The 13,630-nt window shown below is 63.8% G+C and carries 16 protein-coding genes; 7 read left to right on the top strand and 9 right to left on the bottom strand.

Annotated elements, in window-relative coordinates:
• Positions 1 to 687, bottom strand: a 687-nt coding sequence (locus VGH68_RS20830; protein WP_331605589.1) for a molybdopterin-dependent oxidoreductase, incomplete at its 3' end; no start/stop codon positions are given.
• 98 nt (positions 688 to 785) lie between these two features.
• Between VGH68_RS20830 and VGH68_RS20825 the strand changes: the two genes are divergently transcribed.
• The gene (locus tag VGH68_RS20825; RefSeq protein ID WP_331605580.1) at positions 786 to 1,238 is read left to right on the top strand and encodes a beta-xylosidase; all 453 of its coding nucleotides are present in this window, start codon (positions 786 to 788) and stop codon (positions 1,236 to 1,238) included.
• A gap of 208 nt (positions 1,239 to 1,446) precedes the next feature.
• Here the strand turns inward: VGH68_RS20825 and VGH68_RS20820 are convergent, their stop codons facing one another.
• Entirely contained in the window at positions 1,447 to 2,022 is a 576-nt protein-coding gene (locus VGH68_RS20820; protein WP_331605579.1) for a cytochrome c, read from the bottom strand.
• 701 nt (positions 2,023 to 2,723) lie between these two features.
• Between VGH68_RS20820 and VGH68_RS20815 the strand changes: the two genes are divergently transcribed.
• The 3 genes from VGH68_RS20815 to VGH68_RS20805 all read left to right on the top strand — a co-directional run bounded on the left by VGH68_RS20815 (position 2,724) and on the right by VGH68_RS20805 (position 3,919).
• Positions 2,724 to 3,035, top strand: coding sequence for a DUF4148 domain-containing protein (locus VGH68_RS20815; RefSeq protein ID WP_331605577.1), 312 nt, complete (start codon positions 2,724 to 2,726; stop codon positions 3,033 to 3,035).
• 84 nt (positions 3,036 to 3,119) lie between these two features.
• Complete coding sequence (locus tag VGH68_RS20810; RefSeq protein WP_331605576.1) at positions 3,120 to 3,542, top strand: hypothetical protein; 423 nt, start codon at positions 3,120 to 3,122, stop codon at positions 3,540 to 3,542.
• 137 nt (positions 3,543 to 3,679) lie between these two features.
• Entirely contained in the window at positions 3,680 to 3,919 is a 240-nt protein-coding gene (locus VGH68_RS20805) for a tautomerase family protein (protein WP_331605575.1), read from the top strand.
• On the opposite strand, the gene VGH68_RS20800 is transcribed toward VGH68_RS20805, so the two are convergent.
• Together VGH68_RS20800 and VGH68_RS20795 are read right to left on the bottom strand one after the other, a co-directional pair.
• On the bottom strand, positions 3,894 to 4,274 hold the full coding sequence (locus VGH68_RS20800) for a hypothetical protein (protein WP_331605573.1): 381 nt from the start codon (positions 4,272 to 4,274) through the stop codon (positions 3,894 to 3,896). The two genes, VGH68_RS20805 and VGH68_RS20800, sit on opposite strands and share 26 nt — an antisense overlap.
• A gap of 118 nt (positions 4,275 to 4,392) precedes the next feature.
• Complete coding sequence (locus VGH68_RS20795; RefSeq protein WP_331605572.1) at positions 4,393 to 5,277, bottom strand: aldo/keto reductase family oxidoreductase; 885 nt, start codon at positions 5,275 to 5,277, stop codon at positions 4,393 to 4,395.
• 102 nt (positions 5,278 to 5,379) lie between these two features.
• Here VGH68_RS20795 and VGH68_RS20790 point away from each other — a divergent pair, with 102 nt between their 5' ends.
• The 3 genes from VGH68_RS20790 (at position 5,380) to VGH68_RS20780 (ending at position 8,511) form a co-directional block, all read left to right on the top strand.
• Positions 5,380 to 6,282: a LysR family transcriptional regulator gene (locus VGH68_RS20790; protein WP_331605571.1), complete on the top strand. Its 903-nt coding sequence runs from the start codon at positions 5,380 to 5,382 to the stop codon at positions 6,280 to 6,282.
• Between the two features lie 387 nt (positions 6,283 to 6,669).
• Positions 6,670 to 7,878 carry a sensor histidine kinase gene (locus VGH68_RS20785; RefSeq protein ID WP_331605570.1) on the top strand — a complete coding sequence of 403 codons (1,209 nt, stop codon included), beginning with the start codon at positions 6,670 to 6,672 and terminating at the stop codon, positions 7,876 to 7,878.
• A 141-nt stretch (positions 7,879 to 8,019) separates the two neighbouring features.
• Entirely contained in the window at positions 8,020 to 8,511 is a 492-nt protein-coding gene (locus VGH68_RS20780; RefSeq protein WP_331605588.1) for a GNAT family N-acetyltransferase, read from the top strand.
• Positions 8,512 to 8,522: 11 nt separating this feature from the next.
• Here the strand turns inward: VGH68_RS20780 and VGH68_RS20775 are convergent, their stop codons facing one another.
• The 5 genes from VGH68_RS20775 to denD all read right to left on the bottom strand — a co-directional run bounded on the left by VGH68_RS20775 (position 8,523) and on the right by denD (position 13,619).
• Positions 8,523 to 8,930 (bottom strand): hypothetical protein, encoded by a 408-nt coding sequence (locus VGH68_RS20775; protein WP_331605569.1) that lies wholly within the window; start codon positions 8,928 to 8,930, stop codon positions 8,523 to 8,525.
• Positions 8,931 to 8,944: 14 nt separating this feature from the next.
• On the bottom strand, positions 8,945 to 9,967 hold the full coding sequence (locus VGH68_RS20770; RefSeq protein WP_414696968.1) for a hypothetical protein: 1,023 nt from the start codon (positions 9,965 to 9,967) through the stop codon (positions 8,945 to 8,947).
• A gap of 215 nt (positions 9,968 to 10,182) precedes the next feature.
• Positions 10,183 to 10,755, bottom strand: coding sequence for a hypothetical protein (locus VGH68_RS20765; RefSeq protein WP_331605568.1), 573 nt, complete (start codon positions 10,753 to 10,755; stop codon positions 10,183 to 10,185).
• Between the two features lie 321 nt (positions 10,756 to 11,076).
• Complete coding sequence (gene pcaF, locus VGH68_RS20760) at positions 11,077 to 12,279, bottom strand: 3-oxoadipyl-CoA thiolase (protein ID WP_331605567.1); 1,203 nt, start codon at positions 12,277 to 12,279, stop codon at positions 11,077 to 11,079.
• 359 nt (positions 12,280 to 12,638) lie between these two features.
• On the bottom strand, positions 12,639 to 13,619 hold the full coding sequence (gene denD / locus VGH68_RS20755; protein ID WP_331605566.1) for a D-erythronate dehydrogenase: 981 nt from the start codon (positions 13,617 to 13,619) through the stop codon (positions 12,639 to 12,641).
• Positions 13,620 to 13,630 lie beyond the last annotated feature (11 nt).

The following is a 13,630-nucleotide window of genomic DNA, read 5'->3' as shown; positions in this document are numbered from 1 at the left end:
CACGAGAATCACATCCGCGTTCTTGATGTCGACCCAATGGTTCGTCATCGCTCCACGGCCAAACGTCGGGGCAAGACCTGCCACCGTCGGGCCGTGTCAGACACGTGCTTGATTGTCGAATGCGAGCATGCCAAGACTGCGAATAGTCTTGTGCGTCAAATAGCCTACTTCATTACTACCCGCCGAGGCGGCCAGCATGCCGGTAGTCAGCCAGCGATTGACCTTCTTGCCGTCTTGCGTCGTCTCGACGAAGTTGGCATCGCGGTCTTCCTTCATCAGCCTGGCGATCCGGTCGAGCGCGTCTTCCCACGAGATGCGTGTCCATTCATTCGATCCCGCCGCGCGGTACTCGGGGACTTTCAACCGGCTCGGACTATGAATGAAGTCGATCAGGCTCGCGCCCTTCGGGCAAAGCGTGCCGCGATTGACAGGATGATCGGGATCGCCTTCGATGTGGATGATGCTGGACTTGGCGTTCTTGGCGTTGTCGCCCAGGCCATACATCAGGATGCCGCAGCCCACCGAACAGTACGGGCAGGTATTGCGGGTTTCAGTCGTGCGCGACAACTTGTACTGACGGACTTCCGCCAACGCGGGTGTCGGCGAGAAGCCCATCAGGGCTAGACTCGATCCGGCGAGCGTGGTGGCGGAAACCTTCATGAATTGTCGCCGGGACATATGGGTCATAAATGGCCTCAGCTCTTTTCGGGGATACTGACAGGGATTATAGGTGGCCGTATTCAATACTGCAGCGAAGTCCGTTCTTATTCCGCAACGCGGCAAATATGAAGTATCGCAGCCTGTTCGACATCGCGGGCATTCATCCTGCTGCATCTTTAAGCAGTTCATCCACGTTGACAGTCGGTCGCAGTTTGACCTTCACTCTTTTATCGGCAGGTGATGTCATGACATCGCATCTTCGCTCTCAAAGCAACCGGCGCGCGTCGAACGGTTGGGCATCGCGGGCAGTGGCAATCGCGATGCTCGCTGCGAGCCCGTGCGGCATTGCGCAAATTCCCCAGAACAGCGGCGCATCACAACAAGAAAACCGTACTGCCCCGATGGGGACCCGCCCCGATCCGGCCACCTCGGCCGTTCATGAATCGCAACAGCCACAAGCGCGGGACGGCGGCTCCGCGACGTCGCGCGGCAAAACCGGAGCCAAAGATCACAAGACGCAAGGCGCGGGCGGATTTGACAATGGTTTGTACGGCACAGGGGCTGGCAGCAACAAATAACAGACCATTTAAAAGCGACCACAGGGGCTTCAACCTTGCCCATATGCGTTGTGACCAACCGGAACCACGGGATGGCACGCCGGATATGCACCCGCCGCCGACGTGCGATCGGCGACACGACCCGTAGCTGCACGCGTGCCGTTGTGCGAGGCGGCGCTATTATCGCGGGCGTTCGATGGTGCAAACGAGACAGCCGAACCGGCGAGTACTACGGCAACTGCGATGGCTTCGACGACGGGTTCGGTTTCGCCGCGCTGAGCTTTTCGAAGTCTTGCGCAGAAATGCCCCGTCCTCTATAGAGGAATGCCGTCAAGTCCCAGATCGTCTGATCGTCTTGCGTTTTGCCGAATGCTGGCATTGCGGTCATTTTCACGCCGTTTTTGATCACCCAGAACATCATCTCAGGATTGTTGCGGCGCGTTGCGCTTAGCAATTCCGGAGCGAGTGGAAGGATGCCCTGACCAATCGAGCTCAGCGTTTGTCCCGGCGCGCCGTGACACGCGATGCAAGTGCCCTTGTAGAGACGGGCTCCAGCTTCGACGTTGGCGATGGTCATCAGGTCGGCCGGCACCTGGATACCGGCGGCATGGCGGTGCAGCGATTGCAGGTAGGTCTTATGCAACGCCCAGGCGACGAGTGGGTTGTGTCCGGAGGCGGCCGACACATCGTACAGGCCCGAGTATATAAAGCCGAATCCGGCCGCTACGATCGCGACAATGGCTGCAACGAAAGCGCTCAGCGTGGAATGACGGACAATAAAAGAGGAGTTTTTAGCTAAGCTCATGTTTGCTCACCCGCTGAAAGCGATATAACTGTCGGCTCGAACCTCCAATGAGGTGCATGCAAACAGGACGGCCACTACGTCGCGCATAACCGATATGCGGTGAAAGATGCGGCTGTTTCGGGCCGCGCATTTCGCCCTGACGTGCAGATACGGGCATGAGACCGGCGTCCAGGACGGCGTTCGCACGCGGGGTCAAGCTGCCCCTCGACGCGAGCGACGCTACCCGAACGCGCGTTGTTGCCGTTCAGATGGTGCAATCATTATTGGATCGGCTAGTTGACGGCACCGTTGCCCCCTGATTACGGATTTGTCATTAACGGGTAAGGACCGGACTATCGGCAGCACCCGTATCTATCGAATTCGCTGGTGGCTTGCAAGCGGTGCCGCGACACAACAACTTGAGCAACGGACGCCTGCCAATGAATGGACGACTTGTGGACTGGGCGCTGCGACGCAGATCTTTGACAGGTACTAGCGAGCCCGGGGCGGGCCTTCCGCTCAAGCCACCGTCGTTTGCCGCGAGGCCGACGCAGGAAAGGAAGTATCCGCACCGGAACATGACATAGACGTAATGTCAGCGTCAGTATCGCGTCAAGGCCTGCGTACAGAATAACGGTTACTCACCCGCATCGCGGTGAGCTCAGCGGCTCCTCTCATCCTGCGTGAAGCCGAATGCAACTGACTCGACAAGGCGAATTACCATGAAAGCTCTTATCTATGCAGCGTTGGTTGCCAGTGCACTGGCCGCACCGGCAGTCTCTTTTGCACAAGACGCTACCGCACCGGCGACACGTGCCGAAGTGCGCGCGGATCTGATCCGACTGGAACAGGCCGGTTATCGCCCGAGTGCCAAGGATGTTCACTATCCAGCGAATCTCCAGGCGGCGGAGGCCCGTATCCAGGGACAAGACCTGAGCAGTACAGCGCTCGGCGGAGTGTCAATCAATGGTTCCTCGCAGTCGGGCACGTCTGCAGCGACCCTGGGTACTCACTCGATCTACTTCGGTCATTGATGGACCGGTACGCCTCAGTAACCGCTTGCGGGAACACAGCAGAAACCGGCTACCGCGCAAGCTCAGGTGCGGCAGGAGAATCGAATGAGCGTCGAATTTCTAAGCCATCAAGCCATTTTCGACCGGGCGGTCGAGCATCTTTTCCAGCAGCGCGGGGCAGCGCTGTTGCCGCGCGGCGGCGGCGCGTATCGCGGTTACTTCGGCGGCTGTCCAGTGGGCAACTTCATCAAGCCACGTGACTACATGACAGCAATGGAAGGGATTCCAATCCGCTATATCATCAAACCGAAGAACGACGTGCCCGCCTACATGGATATCGGCGTCGCCGCGCTGAAGAGAGCGTTGCTGCGCTCGAAAATCAACGTGTACGACCCGCAGACTGTCGACCTGCTGAGCTGCCTGCAGAACGTACATGACGTCTTCGGCGTCTGGGAATGGGGCAACCGGCTGCACTCCATCGGACGCCAATTCGGTGTGAGCACCGACCGACTTACGGACGCAGCGTGAGCCGGTGCACGCTGATGAGCTCGCCCGGGAAAACTGCTACCCGCGCTATCTACGCGAGGAAACTTCGTGAATAGCGCAGGTAGCGTCCACGCAGCGCTTCGTTGCAAAGGCTCAAGCACGGGCCGTGCAGTGCCGCTATGATCGCAGTTGCAGTTCGTTTCCAACCCGAGGAGTACGCGATGCCGGAAGTCGTTGTCTATGCAGTGGCAGGCCGCTCACCTGAGCAAAAGAAAGCGCTGATGACGGGGATCACCAAAGCGGTGGTTGAGAGCCTTGGCGTCGCCGCTGAACAGGTCGTCGTGCAGATCGTAGAGTCTGCGCCAGACTCCAAGTCAAGAGGCGGCATTCCGTTCAGCGAGCGCCAGCGCACGCCGTGAGACCGCGCGAGTCGGCATCGTCAGCGGTTGCCGCGCGGTGGCACAACAGTCGATGATACGCCGGCCAGTACCACCAGAATCCCGAGGCTTTGGTACAGCGACGAACGGAATGCCGCATGAGGTCGTCGACACAGAGCCCGTCGTGCGAATCCAGTCGCACCGCGCCGGTGGCCGCATCCTCGCCACAAGGCTTGACGACACTCAGGGCGATCATCGACGCGTGGATCGGGTCGGCCTTGCGCTCTGCCACCCGCATCTCCCTCCTGTGATAAGCGCTGTAGACCGATGCTCCGGCGAAACACACCAAGTTCAGGATCAGCGGCCGCCAGAGCTTCCGGACCACAGAGGGTTTCATTGTCTGGCACGAGCGCGCGCATCGCGCCTCCGCACATCAGAGGTTGCGGGACTTTATTGCGGCGTCGGTTTAGGCGCCGCGGCCGCTTTTGCACCGTCTCGCGCGTCACGCCGTGCGATCAGCTCTGGCCGGCGCCTCGATTCCCGATCGCATCCAGTTCGCCGAGTACCTCGTCGCTCAGCTTCAGGTGCGCCGCCTGCAGGTTCTCGCGCAGATGCACGACCGACGACGTGCCGGGAATCAGCAGAATGTTCGGCGCCCGATGCAGTAGCCACGCAAGCGCGAGTTGCATCGGCGTCGCGCCCAGCCTGGCCGCGATGTCCGACAGCGCCGACGATTGAATCGGCGTAAAGCCGCCGAGCGGAAAGAACGGCACGTATGCGATACCCTGCTTCGCGAGACTGTCGATCAACGCATCGTCTTCGCGGTGCACGAGGTTGTAATGATTCTGTACGCACACGACCGGAACGATGCGCTGCGCTTCGGCGATCTGCGCTGCCGTTGCGTTGCTCAGACCGATATGACGCACGAGCCCGCGCTGCTGAAGTTCGGCCAGCGCGCTGATCTGCTTTTCGATCGAGCCTTCGCTGGGCGCATGCACGTCGCCCATCATGCGCATATTGACCACCTCGAGCGCGTCCAGGCCGAGGTTGCGCAGATTGTCGTGCACCGCGCGTTCGAGATCGGCCGGCTCCTGCGCCGGCAGCCATGCGCCGGCGCTGTCGCGCACCGCGCCTACCTTGGTGACGATGGTCAGATTGTCCGGGTACGGATGCAATGCGTCGCGGATCAACTGGTTGGTGACGTGCGGCCCGTAAAAATCGCTGGTATCGATGTGATCGACGCCCGACGCAACCGCTTCGCGCAACACCGCGAGCGCCGCGTCGCGGTCCTTCGGCGGCCCGAACACGCCGGGCCCGGCCAGTTGCATCGCGCCGTAGCCCATGCGCCGCACCGCGCGGCCGGCCAGTCGAAAGGTATCCGGCGAGTTGAAGTCCGACATGACGATCTCCTTGAAAAGTGGTGAGCGCCAGTATCGCCCGATTGCGTTGTTGAATAAACGCGTCTAAGGTGCACGGGTTGTTCAAAAAAGTGAACAGTCCCGATGCAACTGAATGATCTCGCCGCCTTCGTTTCGGTCGCCCGCGCGGGCGGCTTTCGCGATGCCGCGCGCGTGGCCGGCGTGTCCGCGTCTAGTCTGAGCGTCGCGGTGCGCCGCCTCGAAACGAAGCTCGGCCTGCGGCTACTGAACCGCACCACGCGCAGCATCGCCCCCACCGAGGCGGGCCTGCGGCTAATCGAAAAATTGACGCCGCTGTTCGGCGAAATGGAAGCGGCACTCGACGTGCTCAACGGCTTCCGTGACAAACCCACCGGCACGCTGAAACTCAACGTGCCAACGAGCGCGGCGCGCATCGACCTGCCGGACCTGCTCGCGCGCTTTGTGAAGCAGTATCCGGATATCCGGGTCGAAGTCGTGGTGGAGGACGGTTTCGTCGATCTGCTGTCGGTCGGCTGCGATGCGGGCATTCGTTATGACGAGCGCCTCGAACAGGACATGATTGCGGTGCCGATCGGCGCGCGCGTGCAACGGTTCGCAACGGCCGCATCGCCCGCGTATCTGAATGCGCGCGGGCGGCCGCAACATCCGGGCGAGCTGTTGTCGCACGCGTGTCTGCGCGGCCAGTTCGCGAGCGGCGCGACGCCGACGTGGTACTTCGAGCGCGACGGCGAATTGTTGCAAGTCAATCCGACCGGGCCGCTGCTCGTGCGCCTCGGCGCGGCGATCGACCTCGCGATCAGTTGCGCGGTCGCTGGGGTCGGCATCATTCATCTGTTCGAGGACATGCTGCGCCCGCAGCTCGACAGCGGCGCGCTGGAACCCATTCTCGAACCTTGGTGGCAGCGATTTTCCGGGCCGTTTCTCTATTACCCGGGGCGTCGCCACGTACCCGCCCCGCTGCGCGCGTTCGTCGATTTCGTGAAGAGCGATTCGCAGGTTTCCTGACCCATGACGCCGCGCGGGCGGCGCGCCAGCGTCATGATCGAGGCATCAAGACATCGCGGGCAGCGGTGCCCACGGGCGCCGCGGCAGGCTGACCCCGGGCGACCGCCGGATTGCCAGCGGCCCCGCTCATGACCGACATCATCCAGTCGGGAACGGCCGGATCGGCAACGGACATCATCTTTTGCGAACCGCACGCGCAGTTTGTGTGACCAGAGTGCGCACGCGGTCTTCCATGCGCTGCGATTACGCGGATAATGTGCGGCATTATCGAACCTGTCGGCCCATTGGCCCTTTCGCGGCGCATACGAGCCGTTGCGCCGCGAAGCGGATGCAATGAAGACAGGCCGTGCGTTCGTCCGTTGTAGAAATTTCATTGCCGGATTCATCATGACCGACACACCAGTGAGTCCGCTGCACGGCTTCGCCGGCTTCGTCCGCGCGGAACAGCACCGCCTCACGAAACAATGGATGCACGCCGTCTCTGGCGACCCCGACCTCGTCGAAGCGGACAAGCTGACCTACCAGCAGCTTGCCGATCATCTGCCGCAAATTCTCGAAGGGCTATGCGCGGCGCTCGACGTGGAGGATCTCGAATGCGTCGAAACGTCGATCGAGCGCAATGCGCGGAGGCACGGCAAGGTCCGCTGGCGCCAAGGCTACCGGATCGAAGAACTGGTGCGCGAGCTCGATCTCTTTCAGCAGGTGCTCGCAGACGCGCTCGATGAATTCGCCGCGCGGGAGAGCAGCTTCACGCGCCGTCACGAAAGCCGCGCGCGCAGGCTCATCGCCGAGGCGTTCAGTATCGTCACGTTCGCGTCGATCAAGGAAGTGGTCAGCGAGCAGGCTCGCAAGATCGACGAATACACCGGGCAGCTCGAGCGCTCGAATCACGACTTGCTCGCGCAGCAACGGCTGGTTGGCGAACTGTACGAATCGCGGATGCAGATCACACGCAGCGTCGTGCACGATCTGCGCAATTTCCTCAATGCGTTTTCGATTGCGTTGCAATTGATCGCGCGGGCGCCCGCCAAAGCGGAAACCGCGTTGACGCTGGCGAACCGCCAGGCTGCCGATATGAAGCAGCTGGTCGACCAGATGGTCGAGTACTCGGTCGTGCTCGGTGATGCGTCGCCGCTCGTGCTCGAACCCGTCGACCTGCGCGAACTGTATGGCGAACTGGTCGCATCGACACAGCCATCGATCGAAGCCAAGGGGCTGACATTGCGCACCGCGTTCGATACGGCGTTGCCGGTCGTCACCTGCAACCGGCTGAAGCTCAAGCAGATCGCGGTCAATCTGCTGTCCAATGCGGTCAAGTACACGACGTCGGGGCAAGTGGAATTGCAGTTCGCGATGCGCGGCGCCGGGCATTGGGCGATTCGCGTGTCCGACACCGGCATCGGCATCGCGCCGGCGGATGCCGAGCGCGTGTTCGACGAATTCGAACGCGCGGCCGGCGACGACATTCCGGGCACTGGGCTCGGCCTTGCGATCGTCAGGGAGCTATGCCGCGTACTGGGCGGGCGCATTGAATTTGCATCGCACGAGGGCGCGGGAACGACGTTCGAGATCCGGTTTCCACTGCAGGTTCAGTGACACCTGCGCGCAGTGCTTCTTGCAATGCGGCGTGAAGCGTACGCGCGAGTTCGCGATAAACTGCGCGCTTTGCTGCTGGCTTTGCTGTCCCGCTGGTGTTAACGGCTTGCAGCAGTGAACTCCCTGATTCCTCAATCGCGCATGATCGCCATCCAGATCGCCCGTTTCCCCGAACAGCTCGACATCGTCCGGACCATCTTTCGCGAATACGCGGAGAACCTGGGTATCGACCTGTGCTTCCAGCAATTCGACGCCGAACTCGCCGGGCTGCCGGGTAAGTTCGCCGCGCCGCGGGGCTGCCTGCTGCTCGCGAGCAACGGCGCCGGCGAGATTGTCGGATGCGTCGCAATGCGTCCGATAGACGAAACGATCTGCGAAATGAAGCGCCTTTATGTGCGTCCGGCGGGGCGCGGTCTGCATGTGGGCCGGCAACTTGCCACGCGGATTTGCGCGGTCGCGAAACAGGCCGGCTATCTGCGCATGCGCCTCGACACGCTACCGACCATGCACGCGGCTTTGGCACTCTATGCGTCGCTCGGTTTCAAACCGATCGACGCGTATGTGTTCAATCCGATTCCCGGCGCGATTTATCTCGAGCGCGATTTGACGCGGCAGCGCGAGCCATCGGCGTAGTCACGCGTCATTCACCGCGGGGTGGTCCCGCCACCGGCAATGGGCAGGCAGTCGCTCATTGCGCCGCCCCGCTCGCTCAAACCACGCACGACCACTTCCGACGATTTGCCGTCCCGCCGCGCAAGTTCGGCGAGGTCGAGCAAAGCCGCGTATCGCGCGGAACAGTCCGGCGGTGTCGCACTCGTGTGATTCGCGATAGCCGGGTCGTCATCCGCTACGACGAACGCATCGATCGTCAGCAGCGTCGCGATGACAAGCGCGGCGAACGCAGCGGCTTTGCAGATCGCACGCCTCGTTGATGGGTCGCGCTGTGTGCAAGGCGCCACACTGGCCCGCAGCGTTCGCGCGGTGCCGCCGCTGGCGTCGCACGGCGCCGCCCGACGCAGCCCCAACGATTCGACGCAGCTTCTGATTCGCATCGCCGCGCTCATCATCACGCCCAGTGCGCCGGCACCCAGACGCGGCCGACCCAGTGGCCCGGCACCCACACGACCGGCCGCGGCGCGACATACACCGGGCGCGGCGCCACGTACACGGCAGGAGGCGGCGCATAGACGACCACCGGCGGCGGAACGTAGGCGGGCACCGTCGTCACGACCACCGGCTTCGGCGCCACATACACGACCGGCGGCGGCACGACGACCGGCGGCGCAGCCACGACCACCGGCTTCGGCGCGACGACGACCGTCGTGCCGGTCGTCGTTCCACCCGCCACCACGACGCCGCCCGTGACGACCGTACCGCTCGTCGTCACCGTGTTGCTGTGCGTGCCGGTGACGCTCGTCGACGTGGTCACGACGCCCGGCGCGACCTGCGTTGCGGTGCCCGAGTGGTAGACGCTGCCGTTATCGGGGCCCGTCACGGTGCCCGAGCGCGAGCACGTCGAGCCCGCGCAATTCGTCGACGCGGAATGGTTGTAGCTATTGCCGTTCGAACCCGTCACCGTGCCCGACGACGAATACTGGCCGGGCGCATTGCGGGTCACGTCGCCGGACGAGGTAGCCGTCTTGCCGTCCGGGCCGGTCATCGCGCCGGTGTGCGAGCAGGTGCCGCCCGCGCAGCTGGTGTCGCCCGAATGCTGCACCGAGTTGCCATAGCGGCCGGTCGCGGTGCCCGAGTTCGAGAACTGGCCCGGCGCGGTGCGCGTGACCGTGCCGGTGTTGCTCGCGAAGCCGCCGTACGGGCCGGCGACGCTGCCCGCATGCGAGCAGCTGCCACCGCCGCACGAGCCGTAGTGCGCGCCGTTATAGGTGCCGCGCGACGTGTACGCGGTGCCATGCCCCGACCACGCGAACGCCGAAGCGCTGCTGAGCGCGAGCGCGGCGGCGGCGGCGCCGAATACCAGTTTGCGCACTGCGCGGCGCGCGGCGCAAAGCTCAGACGAGACGGCGACAGGCGCGGCGCCAGCAACGTTGGCGTCGGCGTGGAAGGAAGCTGCGAACGAACGATTTTTCACGGTATGTCCTTGCTGGATTCGGGCCACCGGGGTCACTGCGGGGTGGCGACGAACGGACTATAGAAGGACCTGCCGGGTAAATCATCATGGAAGATATGTCGCGCTATGTCAGCGTGGTGAAGGCCCGCCGGACCGGCGTTTGCGGGCGTCGGGCGGGGGCCGCGACATATATCGACATAGTTTGCCGCGGCGGGCGGCGGGCTGCCGTTACACGCTCACTGTGCCGCGGGTGTCAGCTGCACCGCCGCGGCCGATACGAACACCGCGTGCAGGGTATCGCCAACCTTCACGTCGCTCAGATCGACGTCAGGCGCCGCCTGGAACGTCTGGGTCTGGTAGGCGCCGCGCAACGTCACGAGGCGCTGCTTGCGATCGATTTTCAGCACCGTCGCCAGCACTTCGGTCTGACGGGCCGATTCGTAGCCGCCCGAGGCCGGCGTGTACGACTGTTTGTCGACCCGCTCGCGAATACCCTTGCCGCTGACCTTTTCGGCCTTGGTCAGCAGCGCATTCTTGTAGAGGACATCGACGCGATCGCCAACCTTCAGTTGATCGAAGCCGGCGACCTGCTGGCTGACGAGCACGACCGCGACATTGCCGTGCTCGCCCTTCAGCGTGAGCGAGCGGTTGCCTGGATCGATGCCGACGATTTCGGCCTTCATATGCACGGGCTGCACCGCGCTCAACACGCTTTGCGCGGTGCTCGCCATGTCATCTTGCGCGCGCGCCGGCTGGGTTGCCGCTACCGCCGCGATCATCAAAGCCGCGCCAATCGTCGCTGGTTTCATTTGCGTTCTCCTCGAGAAAGTATTCGAGCCGGCGTGGCCCCGTTCGACTTTCACTACGGATGCGCCTCGCGTTTCGCAGCGTTCGTGCCCGGCGCGATGAATGCCCGCATCTTCAGAACAACTGCTTCACACGGAATGACGCGAACGATTGTACTCGTGCGATCAACGCGGCTTTCATTGCTCGCGCTGCCAGCCAATCCGGCGGTCCGCATAAAAAAAACAGCCCCGTCGCCGAAGCGACGGGGCTGCAGAATGAAACCTGGGAAACGCGGCAACGGCGAGCACGTACTGAACGCACGCCCCGATTGCCGCGCTAAACCATCACACGCGCTCGATCGCCATCGCGATGCCCTGACCGACGCCGATACACATCGTGCACAGCGCGAAACGGCCTTGCGTGCGTTGCAGCTGATACGTCGCGGCCGTCACCAGACGCGCGCCGCTCATGCCGAGCGGGTGGCCGAGCGCGATCGCGCCGCCGTTCGGGTTCACGCGAGGATCGTCGTCGGCGACGCCGAGCGCGCGCAGCACCGCGATGCCTTGCGACGCGAACGCTTCGTTCAACTCGATCAGGTCGAACTGATCGATCGTCATGTTCAGACGCGCGAGCAGCTTTTGCGTGGCGGGTGCCGGGCCGATGCCCATCACGCGCGGCGCGACGCCAGCGGTGGCGACGCCGAGCACGCGGGCGCGCGGCGTGAGGCCGAAGCGCTTCGCGGTGGCCTCGTTCGCGAGCAGCAGCGCGGCCGCGCCGTCGTTCACGCCCGATGCATTACCGGCCGTGACCGTGCCATCGGGACGCACGACGCCCTTCAGCTTCGCGAGCGCTTCGAGGCTGGTTTCGCGCGGATGCTCGTCCTGCGACACGGTGATCGGATCGCCCTTTTTCTGCGCGATCGTCACGCCGACGATTTCCTGCGCGAGCGTGCCGTCGCGTTGCGCGCGCGCGGCCTTCTGCTGGCTGCGCAGCGCGAACGCGTCCTGATCGGCGCGGCTGATGTTGTACTCGGTCGCGACGTTTTCGCCGGTCTCGGGCATCGAGTCGACCCCGTACAGCTTCTTCATCAGCGGATTGATGAAACGCCAGCCGATCGTCGTGTCGTAGATCTCGGCCTGTCGCGAGAACGCGCTGGTCGCCTTGCCCGTCACGAACGGCGCACGGCTCATGCTTTCGACACCGCCGGCGATCATCAGCGCAGCCTCGCCCGACTTGATCGCGCGCGCGGCGATGCCGATGGCGTCCATGCCCGAGCCGCACAGGCGGTTCACCGTCGAGCCCGGCACGTCCTTCGGCAAACCCGCGAGCAGCAGCGACATGCGCGCGACGTTGCGGTTGTCTTCGCCCGCCTGGTTTGCGCAGCCGTAGATCACGTCGTCGATCGCGCTCCAGTCGACGTTCGGGTTGCGTTCCATCAGCGCCTTTAGCGGCACCGCGCCGAGGTCGTCGGCGCGCACCGACGACAGCGAACCCGCATAGCGGCCAATGGGGGTGCGAATCGCGTCGCACAGGAATGCTTCGGTCATGAGATGCCTCCAGTAGAGATGCTGCGTGCGCTGCGCCGCTGCCGCCGTGTCGCGTTGCCGCGATGAGGTGCACCGATGCGCCGACGCATCGTCGGCGGGCCTGGTGCGAATGCACCGGGCGGCGGCACGGCGGCCGTCGCGTCAAAGCAGCTTAGCGCAGTCGTGAATGACGGGCTCGGGATGCCGACGATGGCGGCACTGGCCTTCAGGGAACAGGACCAAAAGTTCTTTACACGAACTCTCGGTCACATATCGAACAAACAGACTCGATGATGAGGTGTGGGCGAAAGCATGTCAAGCATGGCCGGAGCCATGCGACCGGACACCAGGGAATACGCTCGGCCTTGCTCGAACGGACTTCAGCGCACCGCGATCCCCTCGTCCTCGATATAGGCGCGAATCACGTCCGCGAAGCCGCGCTCGCCGGCTAGCCCGAGCCGTTCGGCGCGCGACGTGTCCCACGCACCCGGCCAGCTGCCGACGATCTTCTCGATGCGCTCGTCGGGCTGCCGCACGATGCGGCTCGCCACCGCGTCACCGGCAACCTCCCGCAGCGCCGCGATCATCTCGTCGACGCTGACCGAAATTCCCGGCAGATTCACCGCGCGCTGCCGGCCGAGCGCGGCGGCGTCGAGTTCAAGCCCGGCGATCATGCTTTCGATCGCCTTACGCGGCGACAGCAGCCAGAGCCGCGTCGAACCCGCGACGGGACAGACGGCCTCCTCGCCATTGAGCGGTTCGCGGATGATGCCGCTCGCGAACGACGATGCCGCCGCATTCGGCCGCCCCGGCCGCACGCTGATCGTCGGCAGCCGCAGCACGCGGCCGTCGACGAAGCCGCGCCGCGCGTAGTCGTTGAGCAGCAATTCGGCGATCGCCTTCTGCGTGCCGTATGACGATTGCGGATTAAGCGCGGTGTCGTCCTGCACGACGTCGGGCAGATCGCCGCCATACACCGCAACCGAACTGGTGAACACGACGCGCGGTCGATGCCCGCGCTGGCGGCAGATTTCGAGCAGCAGGCGCGACGCGTCGAGATTGATGCGCATGCCGAGATCGAAATCCGCCTCGGCCTGGCCGCTGACGATCGCGGCCAGATGGAAAATCGCCGCAGTGTCGCCGCCGATCGCGCGTTCGAGCACGCTGCGCTCGGCGATATCGCCGACTTCGGTGCGCACGCGCCGGTCGCCGAAATCGTTGGCGCGCACGACGTCGAGCAGCACCAGCTCGGAGATCGCTTGCGGCGCGCCATCGGGGCCCTTCAGCGAACCGCGCGCGAGCAGCTCGCGAGCAAGGCGCTGGCCGAGAAAACCCGCGCCGCCGGTGATCAGTACTTTCATGGTTGCGTGTC

It is taken from the genome of Paraburkholderia sp. (genome assembly GCF_036488505.1).
Lineage (GTDB): Bacteria > Pseudomonadota > Gammaproteobacteria > Burkholderiales > Burkholderiaceae > Paraburkholderia.
The sequence above is the reverse complement of the archived record's forward strand: the minus strand, read 5'-3'. Positions and strand labels throughout refer to the sequence as shown.

Bases quoted from the DNA above. Each gene is read 5' to 3' on its own strand.
- VGH68_RS20810 (WP_331605576.1), top strand. From the start codon at position 3,120: ATGAGCGTCGAATTTCTAAGCCATCAAGCCATTTTCGACCGGGCGGTC.
- VGH68_RS20805 (WP_331605575.1), top strand. From the start codon at position 3,680: ATGATCGCAGTTGCAGTTCGTTTCCAACCCGAGGAGTACGCGATGCCG.
- VGH68_RS20795 (WP_331605572.1), bottom strand. From the start codon at position 5,277: ATGTCGGACTTCAACTCGCCGGATACCTTTCGACTGGCCGGCCGCGCG.
- VGH68_RS20800 (WP_331605573.1), bottom strand. From the start codon at position 4,274: ATGAAACCCTCTGTGGTCCGGAAGCTCTGGCGGCCGCTGATCCTGAAC.
- VGH68_RS20780 (WP_331605588.1), top strand. From the start codon at position 8,020: ATGATCGCCATCCAGATCGCCCGTTTCCCCGAACAGCTCGACATCGTC.
- VGH68_RS20765 (WP_331605568.1), bottom strand. From the start codon at position 10,755: ATGAAACCAGCGACGATTGGCGCGGCTTTGATGATCGCGGCGGTAGCG.
- VGH68_RS20775 (WP_331605569.1), bottom strand. From the start codon at position 8,930: ATGCGAATCAGAAGCTGCGTCGAATCGTTGGGGCTGCGTCGGGCGGCG.
- VGH68_RS20785 (WP_331605570.1), top strand. From the start codon at position 6,670: ATGACCGACACACCAGTGAGTCCGCTGCACGGCTTCGCCGGCTTCGTC.
- VGH68_RS20825 (WP_331605580.1), top strand. From the start codon at position 786: ATGAAGTATCGCAGCCTGTTCGACATCGCGGGCATTCATCCTGCTGCA.
- VGH68_RS20790 (WP_331605571.1), top strand. From the start codon at position 5,380: ATGCAACTGAATGATCTCGCCGCCTTCGTTTCGGTCGCCCGCGCGGGC.
- VGH68_RS20820 (WP_331605579.1), bottom strand. From the start codon at position 2,022: ATGAGCTTAGCTAAAAACTCCTCTTTTATTGTCCGTCATTCCACGCTG.
- pcaF (WP_331605567.1), bottom strand. From the start codon at position 12,279: ATGACCGAAGCATTCCTGTGCGACGCGATTCGCACCCCCATTGGCCGC.
- VGH68_RS20815 (WP_331605577.1), top strand. From the start codon at position 2,724: ATGAAAGCTCTTATCTATGCAGCGTTGGTTGCCAGTGCACTGGCCGCA.
- denD (WP_331605566.1), bottom strand. From the start codon at position 13,619: ATGAAAGTACTGATCACCGGCGGCGCGGGTTTTCTCGGCCAGCGCCTT.